Raw genomic sequence first — 25,810 nt, 5'->3', positions numbered from 1 at the left:
AGCCGCAATATTACTTGCTGCTTACAGCGAGAAACGCACAGTGCTGCGCGGTTCTGTCTGGCGCTACACGATACTGATTAAGCGCCAGCGTAGACGCTGCTGTCGATCGCAGACTTCGATTGGCTGACGACTTCCGAACGTGTCAGCGGGCTGCGGGCCTGGATGACGATTGGATAGTTGTTGCCGTTGGTGATCAGGCCTTGTGCTTGCGCTTGTTGCAGTTCTGCAGTCACTTCAGCGCGAGTCTTGGTCGACACGAACTTGGTTTCTGGTGGAAATGGCGATTCAGCCATGGCGGCGCCGGCAGCGGCAAAAAGGACGATAGCGGCAGTGATTTGCTTGGTGTTCATGGTAATTCTCCCTAAAAACAATAAATGAAAGTTGCACGTCGATGAGCAGTCGTTTTGGCTTGTGGCTGTATGTCTGTCATCGATGGAGCAAGTGTATCTATTGCTTAGGCCGAGAAAAATGGGTTTAATGGCAATGCACTATTTCGATTAAAGAAACAATCAGGGGCTTGAAATGGATCGCTTGCACTCAATGAAAGTGTTTGCCAAGGTGGTGGAGCAGGGGAGTTTTGTCCGGGCGGCGGAGATCATGTCGCTCTCGAATGCGGTCGTAACGCGCTATATCGTCGATCTGGAAAACCATCTCGGCACGCGTTTGTTGAATCGTTCGACACGGCGCTTGTCGCTGACTGAATCAGGGCAGGCCTTTCTGGAGCGTGTCCGGCACATTCTGCCAGAAATCGAAGAAGCCGAAGCGATCGTGGCGATGGAGACCAAAAAGCCGGCCGGGACGCTGTCGCTGTATTCGCACGTGGGTTTCGGACAGGGGCAATTGGGCAAGCTGTTGCCGGAGTATTCGCAGGCCTATCCTGATGTGGTGCTGGATATCAGTTTGTCCGAGCGCACCATGGATCTGGTTGAGGAGGGCATGGATATCGGCTTTTTCAGCAGCTTGCAGAAGTTTGACGCCAGTATGGTGGTACGCAAGATCGGCGTGGCCGAAGTGGTGCTGTGTGCATCGCCATCGTATATCGCCAAGCACGGTGCGCCGGAGACACCGGATGATCTGACGCAGCATGCTTGCCTCAATTTCTCGCATGAGCATTTGCGCCATTATTGGCATGTCAAAACTGATGAGGGAATTCGCGATATCCCGATTACCAGCAAGCTGGTATCCAACAGCGCTATCCTGCTGCGCGACTTTACGCTGGCCGGCATGGGCATCACGATGCGGCCTTCTTTCAGCCTTGGCGACGATCTGCGCTGCGGTAAGCTGCAACGAGTGCTGGCGGACTATCAGATGGGGCAGGTTGCGGTGATGATGGCGTATCCGAGCCGACGTTTGTTGTCGGCCAAGGTGCGCAGCTTTGTGGATTTCATCATGGACAAATTTCCGCAGCCGGAGTCGGATCCCTGGCTTTAAGACGGACAAGGCTGACTTGATTCAGTCGGCGTCGGAAAGGGCGCTGAGCCGTTTTTGCAGATCGCATTCCTGCCAGCTGCGGCGTTCATCGTTGCTCTGCGCTTCATGCTCCAGCTCTTCCTTGTTTTTTGCGGTCAAGGCTTGCAGCAGGCGCTCAGATTGGCGGGTGTCCGGTTCCATGGTGCCGAAGAAGCCGACTGTCGATCCTTGCTGCATCAGCAGGGTTGGGAAGTTGTCGATGTCGAGATCGCCAACGAGGTCGGCCTGGTCTTCGATATCGATCCAGACGAAATGATGCTCAGGACGGCGTTCAGCCCAAGCGGAAAAATTGACGGCGTATTCGCGGCAGCTGCCGCACCAGCCTGCGCACAGACAGGCGACGACCCACTTGCCGCTGCGCAGGGCGGCGGCGAGTTCTTCGCGATTGCTGTTGGAAAAAATCTGATAGGACATAAGGCGGCCTATTCTACTCCGGATGCGAAAAAACGGCGCAAAGGAGGGCTGCACAGCAATCTCGCCCGGAAAAGTGTTTTTCTCCCAAGCTCCCACGGCCGAGGCTGTCCCGGCGCGGTAAAATAGCGGGATGTCTATCATTCTTGCCCTTGAAACTTCTACCGAACTCGCCTCGGCCGCTTTATTGAACGGCGATGAGCTGATTGCCCGCGAATCGCTGGGTGTACAAACGCATTCCGAAACCATTTTGCCGATGATTCAGCAATTGCTGGCGCAGGCCGGCATAGCGCTGTCGCGCTGCGATGCGATTGCTTTTGGCGTTGGCCCGGGTTCTTTTACCGGTGTGCGTACGGCTTGCGGTGTGGTGCAGGGATTGGCATTCGGCAGCGATTTGCCCGTGGTTCCGGTCGTCACGCTGGAGGCGATGGCACAGGCTTGTTTTGAGTCCGCGCAGTCGACTGATGTGCTGTCGATTCTCGACGCGCGCATGGGCGAGGTGTATTGGGCGCAATATCGCCATCACGCCGATGGCTGGCAGATCGTGGTGGAGCCGACGTTGTCGGCCGCGGTAAATGTGCAGGCTCAGGGCGTGGTGCAGGCTTGCGGTAATGGCTTGACGGCGTATGCACAGGATTTTTCTGCGCAGGCATTTGCCGTGAACGGCCTGGCGCAGTTGATGCCGCATGCGTCTCAGGTCGCAAGGCTTGGCGCCAAAGCTTTCCAGCAAGGACGGACGATTCCCTTGCAAGATGCGCAGCCGCTGTACTTGCGCAACAAGGTTGCCCTGACGACGGCTGAGCGGCAGGTACGTGATTCGGAAAAGAACCTGGCAAAAGGTGCGGCGTGAACGACGCCTTGCTGCAAACGCTGGAGAGCAAGTTCGGTAAGCTGGAGTTCACGGCCATGCAGGTGGTGGACATGGATGAAGTGGTGCAGATCGAGGAAAAGATTTACGGACATCCCTGGACGCGCGGCAATTTTCTTGATTCGCTGTTCAGCGGTTATCAAACGCTGACCATGCGCGATCCTACGGGGCGGCTGCTCGGCTATTTTCTGGTGATGGAGGCTGTGGATGAAGCGCACCTGCTCAACATCAGCGTCGCAGAGGATGTGCAAGGGGAAGGTTTCGGACATTTGCTGCTGGATTACGCCGTCGATCTGGCGCGCAAGCACAAGATGACGATCATGCTGCTGGAAGTGCGGGTATCAAACCTGCGCGCGCTGCATGTTTATAAACGCTATGGTTTCGTTGAAATCGGCCGCCGCAAGAAGTACTATCCGGTCGATCAACATACGCGCGAAGACGCGATCGTGATGAGTTTACCTCTATGAGTCAGCATACATTGGCCGCTTCGGCCCGGGTATTGGAAGAAATCGGCGTCGGGCCTATCTGGGTTCGACGGCATCTGCCCGCCGGTTCGGTGGATGCGGCGGCAATTGAGGACGTTGAATCGGTTCAGCCGATGCACGCTGAAGCAGCAGTGGCAGCAACGCCGGTAGCCTCATCCGCAGCTGCACCTGTGCCAACAGCGCAGCCGGAACGCGTCATTGTGTCCAAGCGGGATGCGATCCTGGCTGCCGCCGCGGCGATACAGCAACGGCCGTCTGCGCCTGCCCTTGGCCAGCCGGCTGCACCGTCGTCAGATGACGGCTTGCCGCCGTGGCTAAATGAGATGGATGGCGCGGACATGGTGTCCAGCGGCTTCATGCCGTTTGACGACGAGGAAGATGACGAGCCGGTTATCCGGACCAATCCTGCCATCGCCACGATGGATTGGAGCAAGCTCAAAGAGACCATTGCCGACTGCCAGCAATGCAGCCTGTGCAAAGGGCGCAAGAAAACGGTTTTCGGCGTCGGCGACGAAAAAGCAAAATGGCTCTTTATCGGCGAAGGTCCCGGGCGCAACGAGGATATGCAGGGTGAGCCTTTTGTCGGTCCGGCCGGCAAGCTGCTCGACAATATGCTGGTCGCCATGGGGCTCAAGCGCGGTGAAAACGCCTATATTGCCAACATCGTCAAATGCCGTCCCACGGACGAAAATGGCAAGGACAGGCCACCGTCGCCCGACGAAGTGGCATCTTGCATTCCGTATCTGCAGCGCCAGATCGACCTGATACAGCCTACTGTTCTGGTCGCTCTGGGCAAGACGGCAGCCTTGTCGCTGCTGGGGTTGGATCCGGCGACGCCGGTATCGAAGTTGCGCGGCACGGTCCATCGTTATCGGGACTTGCCGTTGGTTGTCACCTATCACCCGGCTTACCTGTTGCGGCAGCTTGGCGACAAGAGCAAGGCCTGGGCCGATCTCTGTCTTGCCATGACCACTTATGCCGACACTACAAACTGAGCCAACTGAGCCAACTGAGCCAACTGAGCCAACTGAGCAGTCATCGTATCAATCGTATCAATCGTATCAATCGCAATTTCATCAACGTTGGGGCAGTTTGCGCGATCCGCACGTACGCGCACTGGCTTGGTTGCTGGAGGCGCCCGATTTACTGGATGTCCACGCTGAGCGTTGGAACGGTCGCATCGCGACGCTTGGGCCGCTCAGTGAAATGGATATCACCTGGCTGCACGCCCTTGATCGCAATCCCCGCGCTTTATACGTGCTTATCAACGCTCAGCCTTCGGCACGGCTCGGACGTTACGCCGAAAAACTGCTGACTTTTTATCTGCAAGAAACGGGACGACTGATTGCGCATAACGTGCAAGTTCGCAATGGCCCGAATGACACCATCGGCGAGTTCGATTTTCTCGTGCATGACGACCAGCATACCGGTGCCGTGCATTGGGAGTTTGCGACCAAGTTTTATCTGCTGGAGTCACATCAGGCACAGATGCAGGCCGAAGCTTTTGTTGGGCCGAATCTCGCTGACTCGCTGGGCGCCAAGATGGACAAGATCATGCAGCAGCAACTGAAGCTGGCTGAGCATCCTGCTGCCGCTCAATATTTGCCGAAGCCTGTGACGCATGCTCAGGCTCTGGTCAAGGGATGGTTGTTTTATCGTGATGAGGCCGCAGCGGCAACGCCACTACCGGCAGGACTGGGGATTGCACGCGAGCATTGCCACGGATTCTGGTGTGAGTTGTCGGCATTGGATCTGAAGCAGGCCGAGCATTATCTGGTGCTGCCGCGGCTCGAATGGCTGGCGCCGGCACGTGCACTGGTTTCCAAAGCGCTCTCCGCAGATCAATTGCACGAAGCGGTTTCGCTGTGTTTTGCCGAAACGCTCGCGCCGGTGATGATCGCGGTCTGTGATCAACATGGCGACGTAGTGCAGGAACGGCAACGCGGCTTTATCGTGCCGGACGACTGGCAGGAGAAGGCTGAGCAGCGTGTGCAGCATGCCGTCGTCAAATACTGAGAGGGCGTCGTAAAATAAAAAAGCGCGTTTAAAGACGCGCTTTTTTACTTCTGATGAAACAAGCCTGGCTATTCGCTCATTGCAAATCAGGACGCAACGATTGCAATGTTGCCGCCGGAACCGGGCCTTGCAGCGAGCAGGCAATACGTGTGCCGGGATAAGCCGCCTGATCGGACTTGTCGATGATCAGGACGCGCTCCGCAGTGTCTGTCGGCATGCCGTGAAAGCTGGACGGATTCGACATTCTGCGCCAGGTGTTGCCATCCCAACGGTCAAGTCGCACGTAGGCGCCATCCTTGTCGGCGCGCAGACGTTTGAGTTCCGGCAAACGCAACGACAGGATGCGATAGGTTTCTCGCGGTGAGAGCGGGGTGAAGAATCCCCACCAATAGTTCGGGCTGCTCGCAGTGCCCAATGTCATTACTTCATCGAAATAGCCGCTGATTGGCAGATTGAGCATGGTAGGAGTGTTTCTGGCCGCGACAAAGTGCTTGTCGGGAGAGCCGCGATCAGGAACCAGGATATTGCCGATGTCGCCCTTGGTGGCGATTGGCCAGTTTCCAGCGAGTTCGGCTTTGTACTGAGCCGCGACTTTGAACATCGCGCTATCGCAGCTTGCGAAGGCTTTTAGTAATTCATCAGGAGCGGATTTTTGTCTTGCGACAGGGTCGTTCACGGCCTGATCTTTTTTGTCGTTGGCGCGATCAACAATGCGCTGAGCTTTCTGTTCCTGGCGCTCCAGCTTCAATTGTCGTTTGGCGGCGCGTTCTTCCGGCGAGGCGCATGCGCCGAGTAAGGCAAGAAGTGAAATGGAAAGCAGGAGTCGTTGTGAAATACGCGGCAGGGGCATGGTTCCTCTGTTTTTTGTTGTGGCAGAAACGGTGCGGTGTTGCAGGTGTTGCCATAGACCGGGCGAAGTCCCCACTTCAACCGGGTGGCGGGTCAATCCATCCATTAGTCAGCTGGCAGCTAAGCCGTCAGTTTCTCAATGCTTGTGCTCGCCGATCAGCGCCAGCGAATCGTGCTCGCGCTGGTTTGCTGCGTGACGGCGCATGATCAGATACATGATGCTGGCGACGAAGACGCCGAAAATAATGATCACGATATTGACGTTCAGATTGAGCCTGACCATCAACGCATACAGCACCAGCATGGTTAGTACCGACAAGTTTTCATTGAAATTCTGTACCGCGATCGAATGGCCTGCGCTCATCAATACGTGGCCGCGGTGTTGCAGCAGGGCGTTCATCGGTACGACGAAGTAACCCGACAACGCGCCGATGATGATCAGCAACGGATAGGCAACCCACACGGATGTCACCATGGTCATGGCCATGACGACAAGGCCCATGATGATGCCCAGAGGCATCACGGTCAGCGACTTGCGGAGAGGGACGAATTGGGCTGCGCCGACGGCGCCGATTGCCACACCCAGCGCGACAACGCCTTGCAGGATTGCTGCCTTGTCCAATGGCATGTGCAGCGACTTCTCGGCCCATTTCAAGACGATGAACTGCAGCGTCGCTCCTGCCCCCCAGAACAAGGTGGTGACCGCCAGCGAAATCTGGCCCAGCTTGTCGTTCCACAAGGTGGTGAAGCAGTTGGAGAAGTCGGCGATGAGCTTGATGGGATTGTGCTGCTGATGGGCGTAACGGGCGCCAGTGTCGGGGATATTGAGATTGAAGATGGCTGCAACGATGTAGATGACTGTGATGACGCAGAGCGCAGCTTCGGTGGGGGTGTTGATACTGAAATCAAAGACCGGGAAATCAAACGCGAGCAGTGTCGAGGCAATATGCGGATTGACCAGCGCACCGCCCAATACCGTACCAAAGATGATGGAGCAGACCGTCAATCCTTCGATCCAGCCGTTGGCGGCGACCAGTTTTTCAGGCGGTAGCAGCTCGGTCAGGATGCCGTATTTGGCCGGCGAATACGCTGCGGCGCCAAAGCCGACCACGGCATAGGCAATCAAAGGGTGAACGGTGAAGAACATCAGCGCGCAACCGACCACTTTGATCAGATTGGTGATGAACATGACCTTGCCCTTGGGGAAGGCGTCGGCAAATGCGCCGACGAAGGCCGCTAGCAGCACATACGACAAGACGAAGAATAATTTCAGCAGCGGCGTCATCCATGCCGGTGAGTGCATATCCGCAAGGAGTGCAATAGCTGCGATAAGCAGGGCATTGTCGGCAAGCGACGAAAAAAACTGCGCCGCCATGATTGTGTAGAAGCCGCGATTCATCCGTATCCAAGATGTGACAAATTATCTCCGGCTTGCTTTATACCATGAAAAGATGACATGCCAGTGATAAGTATGATGAGTGCATATAAGGGTAGCAGCGTAGCCCGAGTTTGGTGCATCTGCTTCATAGAGACAAGTTGATCCGGTAAAATGCACTCTTGTTCCCGAATGGCCGGATTTCTGCCCGCGCCGCTGCATTTCTACTCAATTTTCTTGATATTTCACTCTTCAGTCACCACCTGCTTCCATGCCAAGACCAATCGTAGCCACCATTGACATTTCTGCTCTACAACACAATCTCGCCGTTGCGAAGTCGCGGGCGCCTCACGCCAAGGCGTGGGCGGTAGTCAAAGCGCAAGCCTACGGTCATGGTTTGTCGCGTGCTGTGCGTGCTTTTGCTGATGCAGATGGCCTGGCACTGATCGAAGTCAATTATGCCGTGCAGCTGCGTGAGCTTGGCTGGAAGAAGCCGATTCTGTTGCTGGAAGGTTTTTTTGATGCGGAAGATATTCCCTTGCTGGAACAGCATCAGTTGCAATTTGCGGTGCACTGCAATGAGCAGATTCAATTGCTGGAACAGGCCAAGTTCAAGGCCGGTACGCAATTCGACGTTCATCTTAAGATGAACAGCGGCATGAATCGCCTCGGCTTCAAGCCGGAAGCCTATCGCGCCGCCTACGAGCGATTGCAGCAACTGTCCTGCGTGCGCAGCATCACGATGATGACGCACTTTGCCAATGCGGATGACGCCTCCAATCCCGATCTGCCGCTGGCAGAGCAAGTCAGACGTTTCAAGGCGGCCACGGAAGGGCTGGCCGGTGCTTGCAGTGTGTCGAATTCTGCCGCTGACTTGTTGCACACCGAGCTGGCGTATGACTGGGTGCGTCCAGGCGTCATGCTCTACGGCGGTACCCCAGGCGGCGGTACGGCCAAGGACTTCGGCCTGCGTCCTGCGATGACGCTGGAAAGCGAAATCATCGCCGTGCAAGAGATCGGTCCGGGAGACGCCGTCGGCTACGGCAGCCGTTTTGTCGCGGACAAGCCGATGAAGATCGGGATAGTCGCCTGCGGTTATGCAGACGGCTATCCGCGTCATGCCCCGAACAACACACCGGTCGTGGTCGATGGCGTCAACACTGGCACTGTCGGCCGGGTCTCCATGGACATGTTGATTGTGGATCTGACCCACATTCCCAATGCCGGCGTCGGCAGCCGCGTTGTTCTGTGGGGTGACGCTTTGCCGATTGACGACGTCGCTTTTGCGGCGGGCACGATCGGCTATGAATTGATGTGCGCTCTGGCGCCACGCGTCACAGTGCGGGAAAAGAACTGATATGGCAAAAGCCAAAACGAATTACACCTGTACCGAATGCGGCGGCATCAGCAATAAATGGGCGGGGCAGTGTCCGGCCTGCGGACAGTGGAACACGCTGGTGGAAACACTGGTCGAGCCGGTCAGTGCCAATCGCTATTCGAATCAGCATCAAGGCCTGGCGCAGACAGCGCCGGTGTTGTCGCTGGTTGATATCGAAGCAATCGACGTACCGCGCTTCGGCACCGGTATCGAAGAGTTTGATCGCGTTCTCGGAGGCGGGCTGGTTCCGGGCGGTGTCGTACTGATCGGTGGTGATCCGGGGATCGGCAAGTCGACGCTCTTGCTGCAAGCGCTGGCGAATATTTCCAAGCTTAAACACGTCTTGTACGTCAGCGGTGAAGAATCCGGCTCGCAGATTGCCTTGCGCGCCAAACGCCTCGCAGTGGATGCCAAAGATCTCAAGCTGCAGGCTGAAATCCAGCTGGAAAAAATCCTGTCGACGCTGGCCGAGCACAAGCCGGATGTCGCCGTCATCGATTCGATTCAAACGGTCTATTCTGATGCATTAAGTTCGGCGCCCGGCTCGGTAGCGCAGGTACGTGAATGCGCGGCACAACTGACGCGTTTTGCCAAGACTTCCGACACTACCATCATCATGGTTGGCCACGTTACCAAGGAAGGCGCGCTGGCAGGCCCCCGCGTGCTCGAGCATATCGTCGACACGGTGCTGTATTTTGAGGGTGACACGCATTCCAGTTTCCGTCTGGTGCGGGCGTTCAAGAACCGTTTCGGGGCCGTCAATGAGTTGGGCGTTTTCGCCATGACGGAAAAGGGACTCAAAGGAGTATCCAACCCATCGGCGCTGTTTTTGTCGCAGCATGACAGTCAGGTGCCTGGCTCCTGCGTCATGGTCACGCAAGAAGGCACGCGTCCTTTGCTGGTGGAAATTCAGGCGCTGGTCGATAGTTCGCATGTTCCCAACGCACGCCGGTTATCGGTCGGCCTGGAACAGAATCGTCTGGCCATGCTGCTGGCAGTGTTGCATCGCCACGCAGGTATCGCTGCATTCGATCAGGATGTTTTCATCAACGCCGTCGGCGGCGTGAAGATCACCGAACCTGCAGCCGACCTTGCCGTGCTGTTGGCGATCAATTCGTCCATGCGCAACAAGCCATTGCCGCGCGGTCTGGTGGTGTTTGGAGAGGTCGGGCTGGCAGGTGAGATTCGGCCGGCGCCACGCGGTCAGGAGCGTTTGCGCGAAGCCGCCAAGCTGGGTTTCTCCATCGCCATGATTCCAAAAGCGAACGCGCCAAAGCAAGAGGTTGAAGGCTTGAAAGTCGTTGCGGTGGAACGCATCGATGAGGCTTTGCAAAAAATCCGCGACATCGACGAATAAGCCAAATCAGACGATTGCCTGTCGTTGTGGCTTGTCGCTTTTCTCTTGCATCATTTCTATCCCGGCAGGTCGTAGGTCACGATGACCTGATTCATTTCGCCCTGCGCGGGCGGGCCTAAAGGGCCTGTGCCTCTCACACGGTAATGCAATGTGAAGGGTTGAGACGCATCCTGACCGTTGAAGGCTGAGGTGCTGCCGCTTGCGCTGTTGGTGACGTTCCAGCAGCGCTGCTGATTAGTTCGGCATAGTACCGCTTCAAATCCCACTGGTTTGCTCGACAAGCCGTAGCGCCACGCAACATTGCTGATCGTACTGCCTGCAGGGATGGGCGCATTGATCCTGAACAAGGTTTCGTAGTCGGCATTTTTTGCCAGGATGGTCGCGCCCATGGCGTCTGATGCATACGAGCCGCTCGCACGGCTATGACTCGCAGGAGCAGGCTGGCGCGCCGCCGGTGTAACCGGCGTGGCGTTTGTTGATGTGGTTGTTGCAACGGGTAGTTCGCCGATTGACGATGCTGCTCCAGGTTGCACGCTCAGTGTGCGATCAACGCGTGCCTGAGCCGTTGCCACGCTGCCACTCATCGCGCCGCCAAGAAAGACCATCAATGCCATCAGGGCAGAACGTCTGTGGTGTCGCACGCTCGTTACCCTGTTTGCTTACGCGGATGGGCGCTGCGTGGCGGCTGGGGGAAAATCATCTGTACCACGAGACCGCCGCCTTCGCGATTGCGCAGATGCAGCTTGCCGTTGTGGCGAATCACAATCCGATTCACGATTGCCAGCCCAAGGCCTGAACCGTTGGCTTGACCGCGCGCCGTATCGAGGCGGGTAAAGGGGCGCAGCAAGCGTTCCAGTTCGCTATCCGGTGCACCTACACCGTGATCGGCGATCTCAACCTTAACGTTATGCCCTTCCAGTTTGCACAGAATGTCGATATCTGCAACGTCGGTGTCAGGCGTCTTGCCGTAGCGACGGGCATTTTCGATCAGATTGCCGATGGTGCGTTCGAGTTCAACCGTGTTGCCCATGATTTCCAGGCCCGGCATGATCGCGGTTGTGACACGTACTTCGTTCTGGCGTTTGCTGTGATTGGCTGCATCTTCGAGGAGGCCGGAAAGGTCGACAGGCGTAAAGCTGCTGCTGTCGAACGGCTTCGCGTAGTCCAGGAACTGACCGATGATGGCATCCATTTGTGCCAGGTCCGAATGCATGCCGTCGCGCGCTTCGTCGGACAAATGCGCCATTTCAACTTCCAGCTGCATACGCGCAAGCGGTGTGCGCAAGTCATGAGAAATGCCGGCGAGGATCACCGCACGATCGGACTCGATGCGATTAAGGTCATCGACCATTTGATTGAAACTGCCATTGGCTTCTCTGATTTCGGTCGGCCCGGATTCGGGCAGCGGATCAGGTTGCTTGCCTTTGGCAATGGCGCGTGCAGCGGCCGTCAGGCGCGCCAGAGGCTGGTTGATCAAGGTCGAGATAAACACGGCGCCAATCAGCGACAGCACCAGCGCAATCGAGGCCCATCCCAGCCATTGAAGGCTGGAGGTGCGATCAAGGCGGCCGCGATCCAGCATGAGCCAGTATTGGTCTTCATCAATCTTGAAGCTGATCCAGAAGCCGTCCACATCGTTCACGCCCGAGGCAAACTGGGTATCGTCGCCCATTGCCTGTTTGACGTAGTACTCGAGTTCAGGAAGGACCGGCGAATCGTCCGGCGGCGTGATCTTGTCCGATTTTTCAAGCGGATAAATACGGATGCCTTCGTTGCTGGCCAGGTCGAACAGCAGTTCGCGGCGCATCTCCGGCGCCGAGTGGGTCAGCGCGGCGCGCGTGATCGTCACGACGGAAACGATTTGCGCCGCCAACTGTTCGGCACGCGGGCCGCGTTCCACCATGCGGAAACTGGCTACCCAGGCTACCATGCTGGCGGTAATCAGGAAGGTCAGCAAAAAGAAAGTGCGCCAGAACAGTCCATTGCTGAACCATCGTTGGCGCGTTGGATTGCTCATAGTCTGGTCCCGGTGGACGGGTTCGATTGATTCAACAAGCCTGACGGGCTTGGCTCGCTCAGTAGGCCAGGGAAGCGCATCAGCGCGGTTTGCCTTCGGGAATGAAGACGTAGCCAAGACCCCACACGGTCTGAATGTAAAGCGGATTAGCCGGATCGGGTTCGATCAGTTTGCGCAGGCGCGAGATCTGCACATCGAGGCTGCGGTCGAACACTTCGTATTCGCGGCCACGGGCCATTTCCATGAGTTTTTCGCGTGACAGCGGTTGGCGTGCGTTACGAGCGAAGACCTTGAGCACCGAGAATTCGCCGGTGGTCAGTGGAACGGTTTCGCCTTTTTTCTTCAGTGTGCGTGTGCCAAGATCAAGCACGAATTCACCAAACTCAAAAGACTCCGGCGACTCCGAAGGAGCTCCAGGCAACTCATCCGGGCCTTTGCGACGCAGCACTGCGTTGATGCGTGCAACCAGCTCACGCGGATTAAATGGCTTGGGCAGATAATCATCTGCACCCATTTCGAGACCAATGATGCGATCCACATCTTCACCTTTGGCGGTGAGCATGATGATCGGTGTCTGATCGCCGGCACCGCGCAAACGGCGGCAAATCGCCAGGCCGTCTTCGCCGGGAAGCATCAGATCCAACACCAGCAGATCGTAGCGCTCGCGGATCCAGAGCTTGTTCATCGCCTGTGCATTTTCAGCTGTGACCACATTGAAACCCTGTTCGGTCAAATAGCGGCGAAGCAGGTCGCGCAGACGGATATCGTCATCCACCACCAGAATTTTGGATTGGTGGGCCGGAGTAGCGGGGGAGCTTGTGTTGGTCGTATTCATGGCGTTATGGTAGCGTCTTCACAGAGATCGGCAACATGTAAGCAGCCAAAGATTACAAACTGTTACATACCTTACCTTAATCATCTTATACCATCCGGCCAAGCAACCTACACTGGGTACATCGATGAATGCACTTTGTCGCTGGTCCAAAATGTGGAAAAATGCCGTTATGGATATTGCAGTTTTAAAAAAACTTGGTGTTGCTGCAGCGTTTGTGTTGCTCGGTACTACCGCCGCATTTGCGCGTCCTCCGGAACCTGGGCGCGGAATGCCTAATCAGCCTACCGATTTTCGCCATCAGGGCGGAAACGGTTTTGGCAATGGTGGCGGACGTCCGCCACCAGATCAGGACGCCAATCAGCGTCGCGGCAAACTCAGCCCTGACGAACGCCGCGAACTGCGACGCCAGATTGACGAAGCGGGGCAGGATATCTATCGCGTCAACAAGCGTTAGATCAGCATGACTCACCACAAACATCGTGAGGATAAACGTTCAGGCTGTTGAGACCATTTATCTACCTTCTAGTTGCAGAATAAAAAAAGCCCGGCTCTGATTGTCCGGGTTTTTTCTTTTGGGCGCTCTTATCGTCATTTTATGGGTTATTGATGCGCGCGCCCCAGCCGGCGTTCCAGGCGGTGTTGCAGGGCTTCGAAGCAGATGCTGAGAAACCAGTACACCATCGCCGCGGCAATATATAACGGCAGCGGGCGGAAGGTCACGGCGATGATTTCCTTGGTCGACAGCATCAACTCCGTCACGGTGATGACTGAGACCAGTGACGTATCCTTGATCAGGCTGATCAGCGTGTTGCTCATGGATGGCACCGCGATGCGGATCGCCTGTGGCACCACGATATGGCGCAAGGTCTGGATATAAGTCAGGCCGAGGCTGTAGCTGGCGCTCCATTGGCCTTTGCCGACACCGAGGATGGCGCCACGCAAGCTCTCAGACAAATAGGCGCTGGCGTTCAGGCTCAGGGTCAGCACGCCGGCCATGAGCGGAGAGAACTCGATACCGACGCTGGGCAAGCCGTAGTAGACGACGAAAATCTGCACCAGCAACGGCGTGCCGCGCATCAGGCTGACGTAGACAGCGGCCGGCCAGTGAACGAGCTTCCAAGGCACAATGCGCGCGACTGCCAATATAAATCCCAGGATCAGGCCGCCGACCATTGAGGACAACGCAAACAGGAGCGTGTAGCCCGTGCCTCTGAGCATGATCGGCGCTGCCTGATGCAGCAAGTCCCATATTTCCATTTTTCGTTGACACAATAAAAATATCCCCGCATTGACGCGGGGATATTGGTTTCAAGAGAACTCAGTGGCTTATTGTGCGGCTGGCGGCTTGCTCACGTCAATGCCAAACCACTTGATCGAGGCTTGTTTGAAGCTGCCGTCCTTCTGAATATCGGCCAGCGCCTTGTTCAGGGCAGCCTTGAATTGCGGATTGCCTTTTTGGAAAGGAATGCCGATCTTGTCGACCGTGCCGATTGGAGAACCGCCCTTGAGTGGCAGATTTGCCGACTTCAACAGGTAACCGACCAGCAGGCTGTCATTCAGCGCTGCGTCGATGCGGCCGCTCGCCAGATCGGCCAGGTATTCAGGCGAACCTGGATAGGTTTTGACGTCGATACCTGGAACGCTCTTGGCTTTTTGTTCAAAGTTGGTGCCCTGGCCCAGACCCAGTTTCTTGCCCTTGAGGTCTTCCAAGCTATTGAACTGGCGTTTTTCGTCCTTGCGCACGATCAACTGCGCGCTCGACAGGGTGTACGGATCGGAGAAGTCGAACGCCTTTTGGCGCTCGTCGGTGATGCCGACCTGATTGATGATGACGTCGTATTTGCCGGCGCCCAGACCCGCCAGGATGCCGCTCCACTCCGTCGTGGTGAACTCAGGCTTCAGGCCCAGCTTGGCTGCGAGCAACTTGGCGACGTCGACTTCAAAACCGGTCAGTTCGCTGGTCTTCGGATCCTTGAAGTTGAACGGAGGATAGTTGCCTTCCAGGGCGACTTTCAGCGTGCCACGTGCTTTGACGGTATCGAGCAGGTCGGCAGCATGCGCACCGACGGTCGCGCCTACCAGCAGCAGGCCGGCCAGCAGCGGAGACAGTTTGCGGAGTGTTTTGGATGTCATGTCTGTTCCTTTGACGATAAATATATTGATCGGTGGAAATCCGATATGCGAGCAGCTTAATCGTTTTTCAATCTTAGACCAAAGACATCTACGTAAGAAGTTTATATGGGGAGGCTGGATAAAAGACGATCTGACGTCGTCTTCTCCCAGTCAGCCTTTTCCGCCAGGAAAGCTGTTCGTCCTCAGGCGACCAACTGCTCCAGCGCTTCCTGCTGCCCCAACCAGTCTTCTTCCAGTTGTTCCAGTTCCTTGGTGCAATAGGCCTGGTCGGCGATCAGCTTTTTCAGTTCTTCCTTGTTGGCGGCGTCGTAGATATCCGGTGCAGCCAGGCGGGCGTCGATGGCGGCCTTCTTTTCATTGCATTTGGCGATCTGTTCTTCCAGGCGCTTGATGCGTGATTCGATCGGTTTTTTCAAACCGGCCAGACGCTGACGTTCTTCGGCGTCGAGACGCTTCTGTTCGCGACGGTCTCCGACAGGCGCTGCAACCGCAACCGGTTCAGGTGCTTTCTGTTCGACTTTAGGTTCGGCTTTCGGCTTGGCGGCCGCAGCTTGCGCCGCCTCCGCTGCACTGTTCTTAGCGGCCAGTTTGGTCTTGAACAGCCAGTCGCGGTAGTCGTCGAGGTCGCCGTCGAACGGCTGCAACTTGCCGTCGGCAACGATCAGAAATTGATCCGTGGTGGCGCGCAACAGATGGCGATCATGGGATACCAATACCAGTGTGCCTTCGAATTGCGCCAATGCCATGGTCAGGGCTTCGCGGGTTTCCAGATCCAGATGATTGGTTGGTTCATCAAGCAGCAACAGGTTAGGACGTTGCCAGACAATCAGGGCCAGCGCCAGACGTGCTTTTTCACCGCCGGAGAAAGGGGCGATGCTGGACGATGCCATGGTGCCGTTGAAGTTGAAGCTGCCGAGGAAGTTGCGCAGTTCTTGCTCACGCACGTCCGGCGCGATACGGGCCAGATGCCACAGCGGCGATTCGTCATGACGCAGCATTTCAACCTGATGCTGGGCGAAGTAGCCAATCACCAGGCCTTTGCCGAACTGTGCCGTGCCGGCGATTGGATCGAGTTCGTTGGCAATCGTCTTGATCAGCGTCGATTTACCGGCGCCATTGACGCCGAGCAGGCCGATGCGCTGTCCGGTCTGCAACGAAAAATCAATGCCACCGACGATGATTCTTTCGCTGATGGCGTAAGTCTCAGGATCTTCAATGCGATAGCCGGCGTTGACCTTTTCCATGACCAGTAGTGGATTCGGCGCCGACAGCGGTTCGCGGAATTCGAATGAAAACTCCGCCGCCGCGCGCAAAGGCGCCAGCTCTTCCATCTTCGCCAGTGCCTTCATGCGGCTCTGGGCTTGTCTGGCCTTGCTGGCCTTCGCCTTGAAGCGGTCAATGAAGGAGTGCAAGTGTGCACGCTGACGCATCTGCTTTTCGATCATGCCGGCCGCGAGCTCGAGCTGCGCTGCGCGTTGGCGTTCGAATGCAGAGTAATTGCCGGAATAGCGCTTGAGCTTGCGGTCGTCGATATGCACGATCACATTGACCACGCCGTCGAGGAAGTCGCGATCATGGGAAATGATGATCAGCGTACCGGCATAACGCTTGAGCCAGTCTTCCAGCCAGATGATGGCGTCCAGGTCCAAGTGATTGGTCGGTTCATCAAGCAGCAACAAGTCGGATGGGCACATCAGCGCCTGTGCCAGATTCAGGCGCATGCGCCAGCCGCCGGAGAAGCTTGCCACCGGGCGCTCCATTTGTTCCAGCGTAAAACCCAGGCCGATCAGCAACTGTTCGGCGCGCGAGCGTACGGTGTAGACGTCGGCGTCAGCCAGCGCGCCATACAGCTCAGCGATATGGGTGCCGTTTTCCGCGCTTTCCGGTTCTGCTTCGGCTGCGGCCAATTGTGCTTCCAGGCGGCGCAAGGTAACGTCGCCGTCAATGGCGTATTCAACGGCAGGGCGATCGAGCGCAGGGGTTTCCTGAGCAACGTAGGCGACGCGCCATTTCGTTGGATAGTCGATGTTGCCCTGGTCGGCGTGCAGTTCGCCGCGCAGCATGGCGAACAGGCTGGATTTGCCGGCGCCATTGGCGCCGATGAGGCCGATCTTGTCGCCCGGGTTGAGCGTGAGGTCGACATTCTCCAGCAGCGGCTTGACGCCGCGGGCCAGGGAAACTTGCTGAAAACGAATCATCGTGGAACTGCAATCAAAGAAGAAAAATCAGGTTAAAACGGAACCGCTGCGAAAGAGAAAAAGAGAAGAACGACGTCGGCAATTACGCGAGATGCTGCAATTGGTCTGCGGTCAACAGGAACACCATGTCGTCACCGGCGCTAGTCGTGACCCATGTCAGTTCCAGTTCCGGAAAAGCGGCTTCCGCATAGGCGCGTTCATTGCCGATCTCGACGATCAGCACGCCATTTGGCGTCAGGCGTTGTGCCGCACCCTTGACGATCTTGCGTACCAGATCCATGCCATCCTTGCCGCCTGCCAGCGCAATTTGCGGCTCTTGCAGGTATTCCTTCGGCAGCTTGCTCATCGAGTCCGAATTGACGTACGGCGGATTGCTGATGATCAGGTCGTACTTGCGCGCAGGGAGCTTGGTGTAGAGATCTGATTCGACCAGGTTGATGCGATCGCCCAGTTCGTAATCGTCGACATTGCGACGTGCCACTTGCAGCGCTTCCGCAGAGATGTCGACGGCATCAACATGTGCCTGCGGGAAGGCGTCTGCAAGCAGAATCGGCAGGCAACCGGAGCCGGTGCACACGTCCAGAATATTGGCGACTTGCGCCGGATCTTGTACCCATGGCGAGAAGTGTTCGGGAATCAGTTCTGCGATGAAAGAGCGCGGCACGATGACGCGCTCATCCACAAAGAAGCGATAGCCGCCTAGCCACGCTTCATTGGTGATGTAGGCAGCCGGAACGCGATCTTCCGTGCGGCGCATGATAATGCGCAGCAGATTGTCGATCTCGCCTTGCAGTAGGCGCGCATCGAGGAACGGTTCCAGTTGATCCAGCGGCAGCTTGAGCGTGTGCAGGATCAGGTAGGCGGCTTCGTCGAAGGCATTGTTGGTGCCGTGGCCGAAGAACAGTTTTTCAGTATTGAAGCTCGTGATGGCGTAGCGCAGGATGTCGCGCACGGTAGCGAAATTGTTTGGCGTCATGATCGATATTCTCGGTCTGTACATGGATTAGGTCCTGCTCGGTTTGGTGTGCAGCTGCAGCGGCAAAGTAGGTGCTACAGCAGCAGGTTTTCCATGGTGCGGCGATAAATGTTTTTCAGCGGATCGATGTAGCGTACTTCGATGTATTCGTCGATTTTGTGGATGCTGTCGTTTGGTGGGCCGAATTCAATCACCTGCGGGCAGATCTGTGCGATGAAGCGGCCGTCGGAAGTGCCGCCGGTGGTCGACAGCTCGGTATCAAGGCCGGTTTCCGCCTTGATCGCCGATGACAACGCATCGCTCAGGTTGCCGCGCGGCGTCAGGAAGGGGCGGCCGCCGACTGTCCATTTCAGGTCGTATTCAAAGCCGTGCTTGTCGAGGATGGCATGCACGCGTTGCTGCAAACCTTCGACAGTGCTGGCCGTCGAGAAACGGAAGTTGAAGTCGATCACCACTTCGCCCGGAATCACATTCGACGCGCCGGTGCCGCCGTGGATGTTCGACATCTGCCATGAGGTCGGCAGGTAGTACTCATTGCCTTCATCCCATTGTTCGGCGACCAGATCAGCCAGCGCAGGTGCAGCGAGGTGGATAGGATTCTTTGCCAGTTGCGGATAAGCGATGTGGCCTTGAATACCCTTGACCGTCAGCTTGCCGGACATGGTGCCGCGGCGGCCGTTCTTGATCATGTCGCCGAGTTGCTTGGCTGAAGTCGGTTCGCCGACGATGCAGTAGTCGAGCTGCTCGCCGCGTGCTTTGAGCTTGTCACAGACGATCACGGTGCCATCGGTGGCCGGGCCTTCTTCATCGCTGGTGATCAGAAAGCCGATCGAGCCTTTGTGATCCGGATGCGCAGCGACGAACTCTTCGACGGCGACAACCATCGCCGCAATAGAGGTCTTCATGTCGGATGCGCCGCGGCCGAACAGTTTGCCGTCGCGCTGCGTCGGCACGAACGGCGGCGATTGCCATTTGTCGATCGGGCCGGTCGGCACCACGTCGGTGTGTCCTGCAAACGCCAGCAGCGGCTGCGCCGTACCCTTGCGCGCCCACAGGTTGGTGACGTCGCCGGACTGGATGGTTTCGCAGACAAAGCCAAGCGGCGCCAGCAGTTCAGCCAGGCGCGCCTGGCAGCCTTTGTCTTCCGGAGTGACGGAAGAGAGGGCGATCAGTTCCTGGGTCAGGGCAAGGGTTTTGCTCATGATGAATTCGTACAATCAGTTCTTGAAAATCTGTTGATAAAGGTCGGCAGTAAAGCCGACATGCGTAGGCTGACCGCTGGTGTGCAGCACCGGACGTTTGACGATGGACGGCAGCTCGACGATCAGCGCCGTGGCGCTGGCATTGTCGGTAATGCTGGCCTTGCGCTCGTCCGACAGGCCGCGCCAGGTCGTGCCTTTGCGATTGACCAGTGTGTCCCACGGAATGTCCTTGAGCCAGGTTTTGACCAGGCTGGCATCAAGGCCTGCCTTCTTGAAATCGTGGAAGGTATATGCAACGCCATTGGCATCGAGCCAGGTGCGCGCCTTCTTGACCGTGTCGCAATTGGGAATGCCGTAGAGAGTGACTGGCGTGCTCATAAAATCAACATCCTGTCTTACAAAAAGTGAAGGCCGGCGTCATGCCATGCCGGCCGTATTTCCTATCTTGCTGCGAATTTGCTACGAATTTGCTACGAACTCGCTGCAAAGAAAATTGCCGGCCTGTGCCGGCAATTCATGGCACTGATTAAGCGCCGCGCAGCAGTTCGTTGATCGAAGTCTTCGAACGGGTTTGTGCGTCAACCTTCTTGACGATGATCGCGGCGTACAGGCTGTACTTGCCGTCTTTCGACGGCAAATTGCCCGGCACCACGACGGAACCGGCAGGCACACGGCCGTAATGCACTTCACCGGTTTCGCGATCGTAAATCTTGGTCGATTGACCGATATACACGCCCATCGACAGCACCGAGTTTTCTTCGATGATCACGCCTTCGACGACTTCCGAACGCGCGCCGATGAAACAGTTGTCTTCGATGATGACCGGGCCGGCCTGGACTGGCTCCAGAACGCCGCCGATGCCGACGCCGCCGGACAGGTGGACGTTCTTGCCGATTTGCGCTGCGGAACCGACGGTAGCCCATGTGTCGACCATCGCGCCTTCATCGACGTAAGCGCCGATGTTGACATAAGAAGGCATCAGCACAACGTTCTTGCCGATGAAGGAGCCGTGACGGGCAACTGCCGGTGGCACCACGCGGAAGCCGCCCTTGGCGAAATCTTCAGCGGTGTAGTTGGCGAACTTGGTTGGGACCTTGTCATAGAACTGCGGATAGCCCGGGATGCCGGAACCGACAGGCACGTTGTCCTCCAGGCGGAACGACAGCAGGATGGCTTTCTTGACCCATTGGTTGACTTGCCATTGGCCGACACTTTGGCGATCTGCCACGCGCAGGGTGCCTTCATTCAGGCCGGCGATAACTTCCGCCACGGCGTTACGGATGTCGGCAGGTGCTGTCTTCGGCGACAGGCTGGCGCGGTCTTCCCACGCTTGATCGATGATTTGCTGGATGGATTGGGTCATCTTTTTAGATCTCAGTTGGACTCAGTTGAAAATAAATAAAATCAAGAGCGCGTTCCTCGCGTGATTGCACTTGAAGTACGGCGTCCTGTGGTGGCAGAGGCGCTTAAGCGCCTGCCAGTTTGCGAGTGAAGGCGGCGATGCGTTGTGCCGCTTCCAGGCATTCTTCCACTTCGGCGACCAGCGCCATGCGAATGCGTTGTTGACCCGGATTGACGCCGTTGGCTTCGCGCGCCAGATAGCTGCCAGGCAATACCGTGACATTATATTCGGCATAGAGGCGCTTGGCATATTCCGTATCGCTGACTGAAGTCAGTTTGTCGACCTTGGCCCACAGATAGAAGCTGGCGTCCGGCAAGGAAACATCCAGTACCTCCTGCAGCAGCGGCGTGACCTGGCTGAATTTCTTGATGTACTTGGTGCGGTTTTCTTGCACATGGGTTTCGTCGTTCCAGGCGGCAATCGATGCGTTCTGTATCGATGGGCTCATGGCGCCGCCGTGATAGGTGCGATACAGCAAGAATTTTTTCAGGATTGCCGCATCGCCGGCAACAAAGCCGGAACGCATGCCAGGCACGTTGGAGCGCTTCGACAGGCTGGAAAATGCGACCAGGCGGTCATAGCCGCGGCCGAGCTTGTGCGCGGCTTCCAGGCCGCCCAAGGGGGCCTCATCCTTGAAATAGATTTCCGAATAGCATTCGTCGGAGGCGATCACGAAACCGTAGCGGTCGGACAGTTCGAACAGCTTTTTCCAGTCTTCCAGCGACAGCACGGCACCGGTCGGGTTGCCCGGCGAGCACAGGAACAGCAGCTTGACGCGCGGCCAGACGTCATCCGGTACCTGGCTGAAATCGGGCGCAAAGTTGCGCGTAGGATCCGAATTGACGAAATACGGTTGCGCTCCTGACAGATAGGCCGAACCTTCATAGATCTGATAGAAGGGATTCGGGCACATCACCAGTGCGTCTTTTTGCGACGGGTCGACGACAGTTTGCGTCAGCGAGAACAGGGCTTCACGCGAACCGTTAACGGGCAGCACTTGTGTGGCAGGATCGATTTTTGGCAAACCGTAGCGGCGCTCGAGCCATCCCGCGATGGCGGCGCGCAGGGCTTCTGAGCCGAGAGTGCTCGGATACGATGCCAGGCCGGCCAGATTGTCAGTCAGCGCTTGCTTGATGAAGGCGGGCGTCGGATGCTTTGGTTCACCGATGCCAAGGCTGATATGGCGATAGTCCGGATTGGGCGTGACGTCGGCAAACAGGCTCTTCAGTTTTTCGAACGGGTAGGGTTGCAGCTTGTCGAGTAATGGATTCACAGAGGCGCGTAGCAAGGGAGTGTAAGCCCGACATTATACTGATTGTTGCAGGGATGATGCGGTATAGGCCGCTCTCCCTCGTAATACGAACGCGTGTTTTGACAAGATGCTGCAAAATGAACATCATCAAAGCATAGCAAGAAATCAAGAAATAAGAATGCAGGTTGATGTGGGGCAATGTCAGGGCATTGTCGAATTCATGGGGGAAGCTATGAATGTCACCGATGTGTAGCACGCCACCGGCGTGTCTATTTTTCTCCGTTTCAGCCGCGGGCCGGACCTATTCCATGTTTGCTGGATAGGGGGGGGCGCGAATGTCATCCGGGGTCGCCCGTCGTCATGGCGGAGAACCGCACTTTGTCTGATCGACATGTCCGCAAGGTCATGAAGGCAGATTGGCTTGGAGGTGTGTACATGCAGCATGATTTTTGCCGTAAAGCATCTGCATTACTCAGTATTCTGATTGCCATGGCTATCATGCCGGAGCAGTCTGCACATGCTGAAGCCGATGCAGTTCAGATTGTGTCAATAGGCTTCGCCGGAGGACTTGGTAAAAAGACCCAAACCAATCTGAGTTTCAGTGCACGCGACGGGGCGCAGATGGCGGTGGATGAGGCTAATCAACGCAAGATGGTCGTGGGAGGCAGACGCGTCGCGTTCAAGCTGTTGGTCTCCGATGATCAGTCCGATGCGAACTTTGCGCGCCTTGCGGCCAATTCTTTCGTTGCCGCAGGTGTGGTTGGCGTGATCGGCCACAATGCAACCGATACCAGCCTTGCCGCCGCGCCTATTTACAGCGAAGCAAAAATTCCACAGCTATCACCCACTTCGACGGGCCGGCAATTTACTCAAGGCGGATATAAAACCGTCTTTCAGGTGCTCGGGCATAGTGAGGTCACTGCCGTCCATTTGGCGAGAATCGCGACGGAATCGCTGAAGGCCAAACGTATTGTCGTCATTGATAACGGTACTGGCGTAGGGCTGAGCATCGCAGATGTATTTAGTCGGCAGGTCCGGCAAAGCGGCGGCGGCATCTTGTTTCGGGAATCGCTCAATAGCAAGACCTCAGATTTTAATAGCGTCTTGTCGCGAGTAAAAAGCGAGGGCGCCGATTTACTGGTTTTCACGGGTATTGGCCCGCAAGCAACCGCTTTTTCGCAAAACTGTAAACGTTTAGGTATAGCGTCGACGCTCTTGCTCAGTGGCGGAGCGGTCAATCTTGAGTTCCCTGATACAGGAGCACATCCCGACGGGGCGTATTTGCTGATGCATGGCCTGCCTAATGAAACGAGACCCGGCTATGCGCAATTTGAGAAAGTCTATAAAAAACAATTCGATTCCGCGTTAACGGCCTACGCGTTGTTTTCTTACGATGCAGTCGGAATGCTTATTGAGGCGTTGAGGAAGGCCAATTCTCTTGATCCTGGGGACGTTGTCGGGGTATTGCATAATATGCAATATAAAGGCATCTCCGGCCCCATTTCCTTTGCCGCCGATGGCAGCCAGAATAACCCTCCTTACACCCTTTATCGGGCGTCGCAAAAGAAATGGCAGGTTGTCAGAACATTTGGCGGCTGACTGGTGATCCTCAAAAGTACAGATTTGTTGCACTGCGCAAATCGAACAATCGCGTGGGGGAAGCCGCGCTGTTCGGCTGATGTGCTTTCCGGAAAGTAAGTTACTGTGCATGGTCGAACAATAAATCTCCCCCATCGGGACTCAACGGAGTTGTCAGTATGAAAACAGTAAGATCAAAGCTATTGTTGGCGCTGGTCGTAATGTGGATAGGCTTGCTGGTGCTGGCTGCATGGTCGGCGCTGAACACGCGCCAAAACATGATCCATGAGCGCGAGGCGGGCTTGAAACGTGTGGTCGAAACGGCGGAAGGTATTCTCAAAAGCTACGCCGCCGAAGTCGCCGCAGGCAAGACGACCGTCGATGATGCCAAGAAAAACGCCTTGGCACGCATCGCGGCGATGCGCTATGACAACGATAACTACATTTTCGTGTTCGACTCCAAGCCGGTGGTGTTGATGCATCCCACCAACAAGAGCGTGGTGGGCAAGAATGTCTCTGACCGCAAGGACAGCGACGGCAAGCTCTATTATGTCGAGATGGTGAAGGTCGGTAAGGCGCAGCAACGCGGCTTCGTCAACTACATGGGCCGTCTGCCGGGCGCCGACGACACCAACCGCACGCAAAAAGTGAGTTACCTGATTTACTACGAGCCATGGGATTGGCTTCTGGTATCGGGTGTATTCCTGAACGACGTGGAAAGCGATTTCTATCAAAACCTCATGAAGCTGGCTGCGATCTTGATCGTCGTCGGCGTGGTGGTATCGGCGATGATGCTGGCGATCATTCGCAATATCACGCGCAGCCTTGGCGGCGAGCCGGCATACGCGGTGGAGGTGGCGTCAGGCATTGCCTCCGGCGATCTGACCATGGCGATCAAAACACGTCCCGGCGACAAACGCAGTTTGCTGTACGAAATGAGCGTCATGCGTGAGCGCCTGTCGTCGGTGATCAGCGGTATTCGTACGGGTACCGAGTCCATCGATACGGGCGCCAAGGAAATTGCTGCCGGCAACCTCGATCTGTCGTCGCGTACCGAGCAGCAAGCGGCGTCTCTGGAAGAAACCGCCTCCAGCATGGAAGAGTTGACTTCGACTGTGAAGCAGAATGCCGACAATGCACGTCAGGCGGGGCAGTTGGCGAAGACGGCCTCCGATATCGCTCGTCGTGGTGGTGATGTGGTCGGGCAGGTGGTGGATACCATGCAAGGCATCACGGAAAGCTCGCGGAAGATTTCCGACATTATTGGCGTGATCGATGGCATTGCGTTTCAGACCAATATTCTGGCGCTGAATGCGGCAGTCGAAGCAGCCCGGGCCGGTGAACAAGGCCGCGGTTTCGCTGTGGTCGCCAGTGAAGTACGTAGCTTGGCGCAACGCAGCGCGCAGGCAGCGAAAGAGATCAAGGATTTGATCGAAGATTCTGTTACGCGCGTCGATAGCGGTTCGGATCTGGTGCAGCGTGCAGGTCAGACCATGGGCGAAGTGGTGGACGCGGTGCAACGCGTGACCGATATCATGGGAGAAATTTCCTCCGCGACCGAAGAGCAAAGCAGCGGCATTGGTCAGATCAACCAGGCGATCACGCAAATGGATCAGACCACCCAGCAAAATGCAGCACTGGTTGAGCAGGCAGCGGCAGCGGCAGGTTCGTTGGAAGAGCAGGCCCGCCGCCTGAAAGAAGCAGTTGCCTTCTTCCAGGCGGGTGAGGTTGCTGCGGTAACTACGCCCGCATTCGCAAGTCGTCCGGCGAAGCCTGTCGTCAAGGCAGCGACTGTGGGCAGTGCAGTGCGCAAGCCTGCAGTATCGGTAGCGTCTTCGGCATCAACTACGCGCAAGCCGGCTCCGGTCCGCGCATTGCCGTCGGCGAGTGCGAAATCTGCTGCGCCGAAGTCGCCGGCTGGCGATGATGGTGATTGGGAAACATTCTGAGGATCCTGCATTGTATGAATGCGGACTTCTGTGACTGACGTAAGTAAGAGGAAGCGGCT

Annotated in this window: 25 protein-coding genes; 10 read left to right on the top strand and 15 right to left on the bottom strand. The window is 56.6% G+C overall.

All coding sequences use genetic code 11. The features are described from left to right. Positions 1–77 precede the first annotated feature (77 nt). Positions 78–350, bottom strand: a complete 273-nt coding sequence (locus PQR63_RS18610) for a DUF4148 domain-containing protein (RefSeq protein ID WP_094563552.1) — start codon at positions 348–350, stop codon at positions 78–80. Between the two features lie 172 nt (positions 351–522). Between PQR63_RS18610 and PQR63_RS18605 the strand changes: the two genes are divergently transcribed. Further along, positions 523–1,431 (top strand): LysR family transcriptional regulator, encoded by a 909-nt coding sequence (locus PQR63_RS18605; RefSeq protein ID WP_408169447.1) that lies wholly within the window; start codon positions 523–525, stop codon positions 1,429–1,431. Between the two features lie 21 nt (positions 1,432–1,452). Here the strand turns inward: PQR63_RS18605 and PQR63_RS18600 are convergent, their stop codons facing one another. Next, positions 1,453–1,884, bottom strand: coding sequence for a thioredoxin family protein (locus PQR63_RS18600; RefSeq protein WP_408169446.1), 432 nt, complete (start codon positions 1,882–1,884; stop codon positions 1,453–1,455). A 130-nt stretch (positions 1,885–2,014) separates the two neighbouring features. Between PQR63_RS18600 and tsaB the strand changes: the two genes are divergently transcribed. From tsaB to PQR63_RS18580, 4 genes are read left to right on the top strand one after another with little or no spacing between them, the layout of a single operon-like run. Next, positions 2,015–2,731 (top strand): tRNA (adenosine(37)-N6)-threonylcarbamoyltransferase complex dimerization subunit type 1 TsaB, encoded by a 717-nt coding sequence (gene tsaB / locus PQR63_RS18595; protein WP_408169445.1) that lies wholly within the window; start codon positions 2,015–2,017, stop codon positions 2,729–2,731. Next, a complete protein-coding gene (gene rimI, locus PQR63_RS18590) occupies positions 2,728–3,216 on the top strand; it encodes a ribosomal protein S18-alanine N-acetyltransferase (RefSeq protein WP_408169444.1) in 489 nt (162 codons plus the stop codon). The genes tsaB and rimI overlap by 4 nt, the downstream gene beginning before the upstream one ends. Continuing rightward, positions 3,213–4,229 carry a uracil-DNA glycosylase gene (locus PQR63_RS18585; RefSeq protein ID WP_408169443.1) on the top strand — a complete coding sequence of 339 codons (1,017 nt, stop codon included), beginning with the start codon at positions 3,213–3,215 and terminating at the stop codon, positions 4,227–4,229. The genes rimI and PQR63_RS18585 overlap by 4 nt, the downstream gene beginning before the upstream one ends. Then, a complete protein-coding gene (locus tag PQR63_RS18580) occupies positions 4,210–5,250 on the top strand; it encodes a DUF1853 family protein (protein ID WP_408169442.1) in 1,041 nt (346 codons plus the stop codon). The genes PQR63_RS18585 and PQR63_RS18580 overlap by 20 nt, the downstream gene beginning before the upstream one ends. A 76-nt stretch (positions 5,251–5,326) precedes the next feature. On the opposite strand, the gene PQR63_RS18575 is transcribed toward PQR63_RS18580, so the two are convergent. Further along, the gene (locus tag PQR63_RS18575) at positions 5,327–6,100 is read right to left on the bottom strand and encodes a hypothetical protein (RefSeq protein WP_408169441.1); all 774 of its coding nucleotides are present in this window, start codon (positions 6,098–6,100) and stop codon (positions 5,327–5,329) included. 135 nt (positions 6,101–6,235) lie between these two features. Continuing rightward, positions 6,236–7,498, bottom strand: a complete 1,263-nt coding sequence (gene lplT, locus PQR63_RS18570; protein ID WP_408169440.1) for a lysophospholipid transporter LplT — start codon at positions 7,496–7,498, stop codon at positions 6,236–6,238. Positions 7,499–7,745: 247 nt separating this feature from the next. Here lplT and alr point away from each other — a divergent pair, with 247 nt between their 5' ends. Together alr and radA are read left to right on the top strand one after the other, a co-directional pair. Continuing rightward, on the top strand, positions 7,746–8,831 hold the full coding sequence (gene alr, locus PQR63_RS18565) for an alanine racemase (protein WP_408169439.1): 1,086 nt from the start codon (positions 7,746–7,748) through the stop codon (positions 8,829–8,831). A gap of 1 nt (position 8,832) precedes the next feature. Beyond that, on the top strand, positions 8,833–10,209 hold the full coding sequence (gene radA / locus PQR63_RS18560; RefSeq protein ID WP_408169438.1) for a DNA repair protein RadA: 1,377 nt from the start codon (positions 8,833–8,835) through the stop codon (positions 10,207–10,209). A 56-nt stretch (positions 10,210–10,265) separates the two neighbouring features. Here the strand turns inward: radA and PQR63_RS18555 are convergent, their stop codons facing one another. From PQR63_RS18555 to ompR, 3 genes are all read right to left on the bottom strand, one after another. Further along, positions 10,266–10,850 carry a flagellar protein FlhE gene (locus PQR63_RS18555; protein ID WP_408169437.1) on the bottom strand — a complete coding sequence of 195 codons (585 nt, stop codon included), beginning with the start codon at positions 10,848–10,850 and terminating at the stop codon, positions 10,266–10,268. A 5-nt stretch (positions 10,851–10,855) separates the two neighbouring features. Next, positions 10,856–12,226 (bottom strand): sensor histidine kinase family protein, encoded by a 1,371-nt coding sequence (locus PQR63_RS18550; protein ID WP_408169436.1) that lies wholly within the window; start codon positions 12,224–12,226, stop codon positions 10,856–10,858. 79 nt (positions 12,227–12,305) lie between these two features. Further along, positions 12,306–13,061 carry an osmolarity response regulator transcription factor OmpR gene (gene ompR / locus PQR63_RS18545; protein ID WP_408169435.1) on the bottom strand — a complete coding sequence of 252 codons (756 nt, stop codon included), beginning with the start codon at positions 13,059–13,061 and terminating at the stop codon, positions 12,306–12,308. Positions 13,062–13,230: 169 nt separating this feature from the next. Here ompR and PQR63_RS18540 point away from each other — a divergent pair, with 169 nt between their 5' ends. Beyond that, a complete protein-coding gene (locus PQR63_RS18540; protein WP_408169434.1) occupies positions 13,231–13,515 on the top strand; it encodes a hypothetical protein in 285 nt (94 codons plus the stop codon). Between the two features lie 146 nt (positions 13,516–13,661). Here PQR63_RS18540 and PQR63_RS18535 read toward each other — a convergent pair whose 3' ends face one another. The 8 genes from PQR63_RS18535 to dapC form a co-directional block, all read right to left on the bottom strand. Then, the gene (locus PQR63_RS18535) at positions 13,662–14,318 is read right to left on the bottom strand and encodes an amino acid ABC transporter permease (RefSeq protein ID WP_408169433.1); all 657 of its coding nucleotides are present in this window, start codon (positions 14,316–14,318) and stop codon (positions 13,662–13,664) included. A gap of 69 nt (positions 14,319–14,387) precedes the next feature. Next, complete coding sequence (locus PQR63_RS18530) at positions 14,388–15,194, bottom strand: cystine ABC transporter substrate-binding protein (RefSeq protein ID WP_094563566.1); 807 nt, start codon at positions 15,192–15,194, stop codon at positions 14,388–14,390. A gap of 182 nt (positions 15,195–15,376) precedes the next feature. Next, entirely contained in the window at positions 15,377–17,392 is a 2,016-nt protein-coding gene (locus PQR63_RS18525) for an ATP-binding cassette domain-containing protein (protein ID WP_408169432.1), read from the bottom strand. An 82-nt stretch (positions 17,393–17,474) separates the two neighbouring features. Continuing rightward, a complete protein-coding gene (gene prmB, locus PQR63_RS18520; RefSeq protein WP_408169431.1) occupies positions 17,475–18,368 on the bottom strand; it encodes a 50S ribosomal protein L3 N(5)-glutamine methyltransferase in 894 nt (297 codons plus the stop codon). 74 nt (positions 18,369–18,442) lie between these two features. Beyond that, complete coding sequence (dapE, locus tag PQR63_RS18515; protein WP_408169430.1) at positions 18,443–19,570, bottom strand: succinyl-diaminopimelate desuccinylase; 1,128 nt, start codon at positions 19,568–19,570, stop codon at positions 18,443–18,445. Positions 19,571–19,585: 15 nt separating this feature from the next. Beyond that, complete coding sequence (locus PQR63_RS18510) at positions 19,586–19,948, bottom strand: ArsC family reductase (RefSeq protein WP_408169429.1); 363 nt, start codon at positions 19,946–19,948, stop codon at positions 19,586–19,588. A 148-nt stretch (positions 19,949–20,096) separates the two neighbouring features. After that, a complete protein-coding gene (dapD, locus tag PQR63_RS18505) occupies positions 20,097–20,933 on the bottom strand; it encodes a 2,3,4,5-tetrahydropyridine-2,6-dicarboxylate N-succinyltransferase (protein ID WP_007875794.1) in 837 nt (278 codons plus the stop codon). 103 nt (positions 20,934–21,036) lie between these two features. Further along, on the bottom strand, positions 21,037–22,245 hold the full coding sequence (gene dapC, locus PQR63_RS18500; protein ID WP_408169428.1) for a succinyldiaminopimelate transaminase: 1,209 nt from the start codon (positions 22,243–22,245) through the stop codon (positions 21,037–21,039). 339 nt (positions 22,246–22,584) lie between these two features. Between dapC and PQR63_RS18495 the strand changes: the two genes are divergently transcribed. Continuing rightward, complete coding sequence (locus tag PQR63_RS18495; protein WP_408169427.1) at positions 22,585–23,823, top strand: branched-chain amino acid ABC transporter substrate-binding protein; 1,239 nt, start codon at positions 22,585–22,587, stop codon at positions 23,821–23,823. Between the two features lie 158 nt (positions 23,824–23,981). Next, on the top strand, positions 23,982–25,751 hold the full coding sequence (locus PQR63_RS18490) for a methyl-accepting chemotaxis protein (RefSeq protein WP_408169426.1): 1,770 nt from the start codon (positions 23,982–23,984) through the stop codon (positions 25,749–25,751). Positions 25,752–25,810: the final 59 nt, after the last annotated feature.

This window comes from Herbaspirillum rhizosphaerae (assembly GCF_046025915.1).
GTDB classification, from domain to species: domain Bacteria; phylum Pseudomonadota; class Gammaproteobacteria; order Burkholderiales; family Burkholderiaceae_D; genus Herbaspirillum; species Herbaspirillum rhizosphaerae_A.
The sequence above is the reverse complement of the archived record's forward strand: the minus strand, read 5'-3'. Positions and strand labels throughout refer to the sequence as shown.

Bases quoted from the DNA above. Each gene is read 5' to 3' on its own strand.
- lplT (WP_408169440.1), bottom strand. From the start codon at position 7,498: ATGAATCGCGGCTTCTACACAATCATGGCGGCGCAGTTTTTTTCGTCG.
- PQR63_RS18600 (WP_408169446.1), bottom strand. From the start codon at position 1,884: ATGTCCTATCAGATTTTTTCCAACAGCAATCGCGAAGAACTCGCCGCC.
- tsaB (WP_408169445.1), top strand. From the start codon at position 2,015: ATGTCTATCATTCTTGCCCTTGAAACTTCTACCGAACTCGCCTCGGCC.
- PQR63_RS18510 (WP_408169429.1), bottom strand. From the start codon at position 19,948: ATGAGCACGCCAGTCACTCTCTACGGCATTCCCAATTGCGACACGGTC.
- PQR63_RS18605 (WP_408169447.1), top strand. From the start codon at position 523: ATGGATCGCTTGCACTCAATGAAAGTGTTTGCCAAGGTGGTGGAGCAG.
- PQR63_RS18495 (WP_408169427.1), top strand. From the start codon at position 22,585: ATGGCGGAGAACCGCACTTTGTCTGATCGACATGTCCGCAAGGTCATG.
- PQR63_RS18540 (WP_408169434.1), top strand. From the start codon at position 13,231: ATGGATATTGCAGTTTTAAAAAAACTTGGTGTTGCTGCAGCGTTTGTG.
- PQR63_RS18530 (WP_094563566.1), bottom strand. From the start codon at position 15,194: ATGACATCCAAAACACTCCGCAAACTGTCTCCGCTGCTGGCCGGCCTG.
- radA (WP_408169438.1), top strand. From the start codon at position 8,833: ATGGCAAAAGCCAAAACGAATTACACCTGTACCGAATGCGGCGGCATC.
- PQR63_RS18550 (WP_408169436.1), bottom strand. From the start codon at position 12,226: ATGAGCAATCCAACGCGCCAACGATGGTTCAGCAATGGACTGTTCTGG.
- PQR63_RS18610 (WP_094563552.1), bottom strand. From the start codon at position 350: ATGAACACCAAGCAAATCACTGCCGCTATCGTCCTTTTTGCCGCTGCC.
- PQR63_RS18575 (WP_408169441.1), bottom strand. From the start codon at position 6,100: ATGCCCCTGCCGCGTATTTCACAACGACTCCTGCTTTCCATTTCACTT.
- dapD (WP_007875794.1), bottom strand. From the start codon at position 20,933: ATGACCCAATCCATCCAGCAAATCATCGATCAAGCGTGGGAAGACCGC.
- PQR63_RS18580 (WP_408169442.1), top strand. From the start codon at position 4,210: ATGCCGACACTACAAACTGAGCCAACTGAGCCAACTGAGCCAACTGAG.
- PQR63_RS18525 (WP_408169432.1), bottom strand. From the start codon at position 17,392: ATGATTCGTTTTCAGCAAGTTTCCCTGGCCCGCGGCGTCAAGCCGCTG.
- ompR (WP_408169435.1), bottom strand. From the start codon at position 13,061: ATGAATACGACCAACACAAGCTCCCCCGCTACTCCGGCCCACCAATCC.
- prmB (WP_408169431.1), bottom strand. From the start codon at position 18,368: ATGACGCCAAACAATTTCGCTACCGTGCGCGACATCCTGCGCTACGCC.
- dapE (WP_408169430.1), bottom strand. From the start codon at position 19,570: ATGAGCAAAACCCTTGCCCTGACCCAGGAACTGATCGCCCTCTCTTCC.
- PQR63_RS18535 (WP_408169433.1), bottom strand. From the start codon at position 14,318: ATGGAAATATGGGACTTGCTGCATCAGGCAGCGCCGATCATGCTCAGA.
- alr (WP_408169439.1), top strand. From the start codon at position 7,746: ATGCCAAGACCAATCGTAGCCACCATTGACATTTCTGCTCTACAACAC.
- PQR63_RS18490 (WP_408169426.1), top strand. From the start codon at position 23,982: ATGAAAACAGTAAGATCAAAGCTATTGTTGGCGCTGGTCGTAATGTGG.
- PQR63_RS18585 (WP_408169443.1), top strand. From the start codon at position 3,213: ATGAGTCAGCATACATTGGCCGCTTCGGCCCGGGTATTGGAAGAAATC.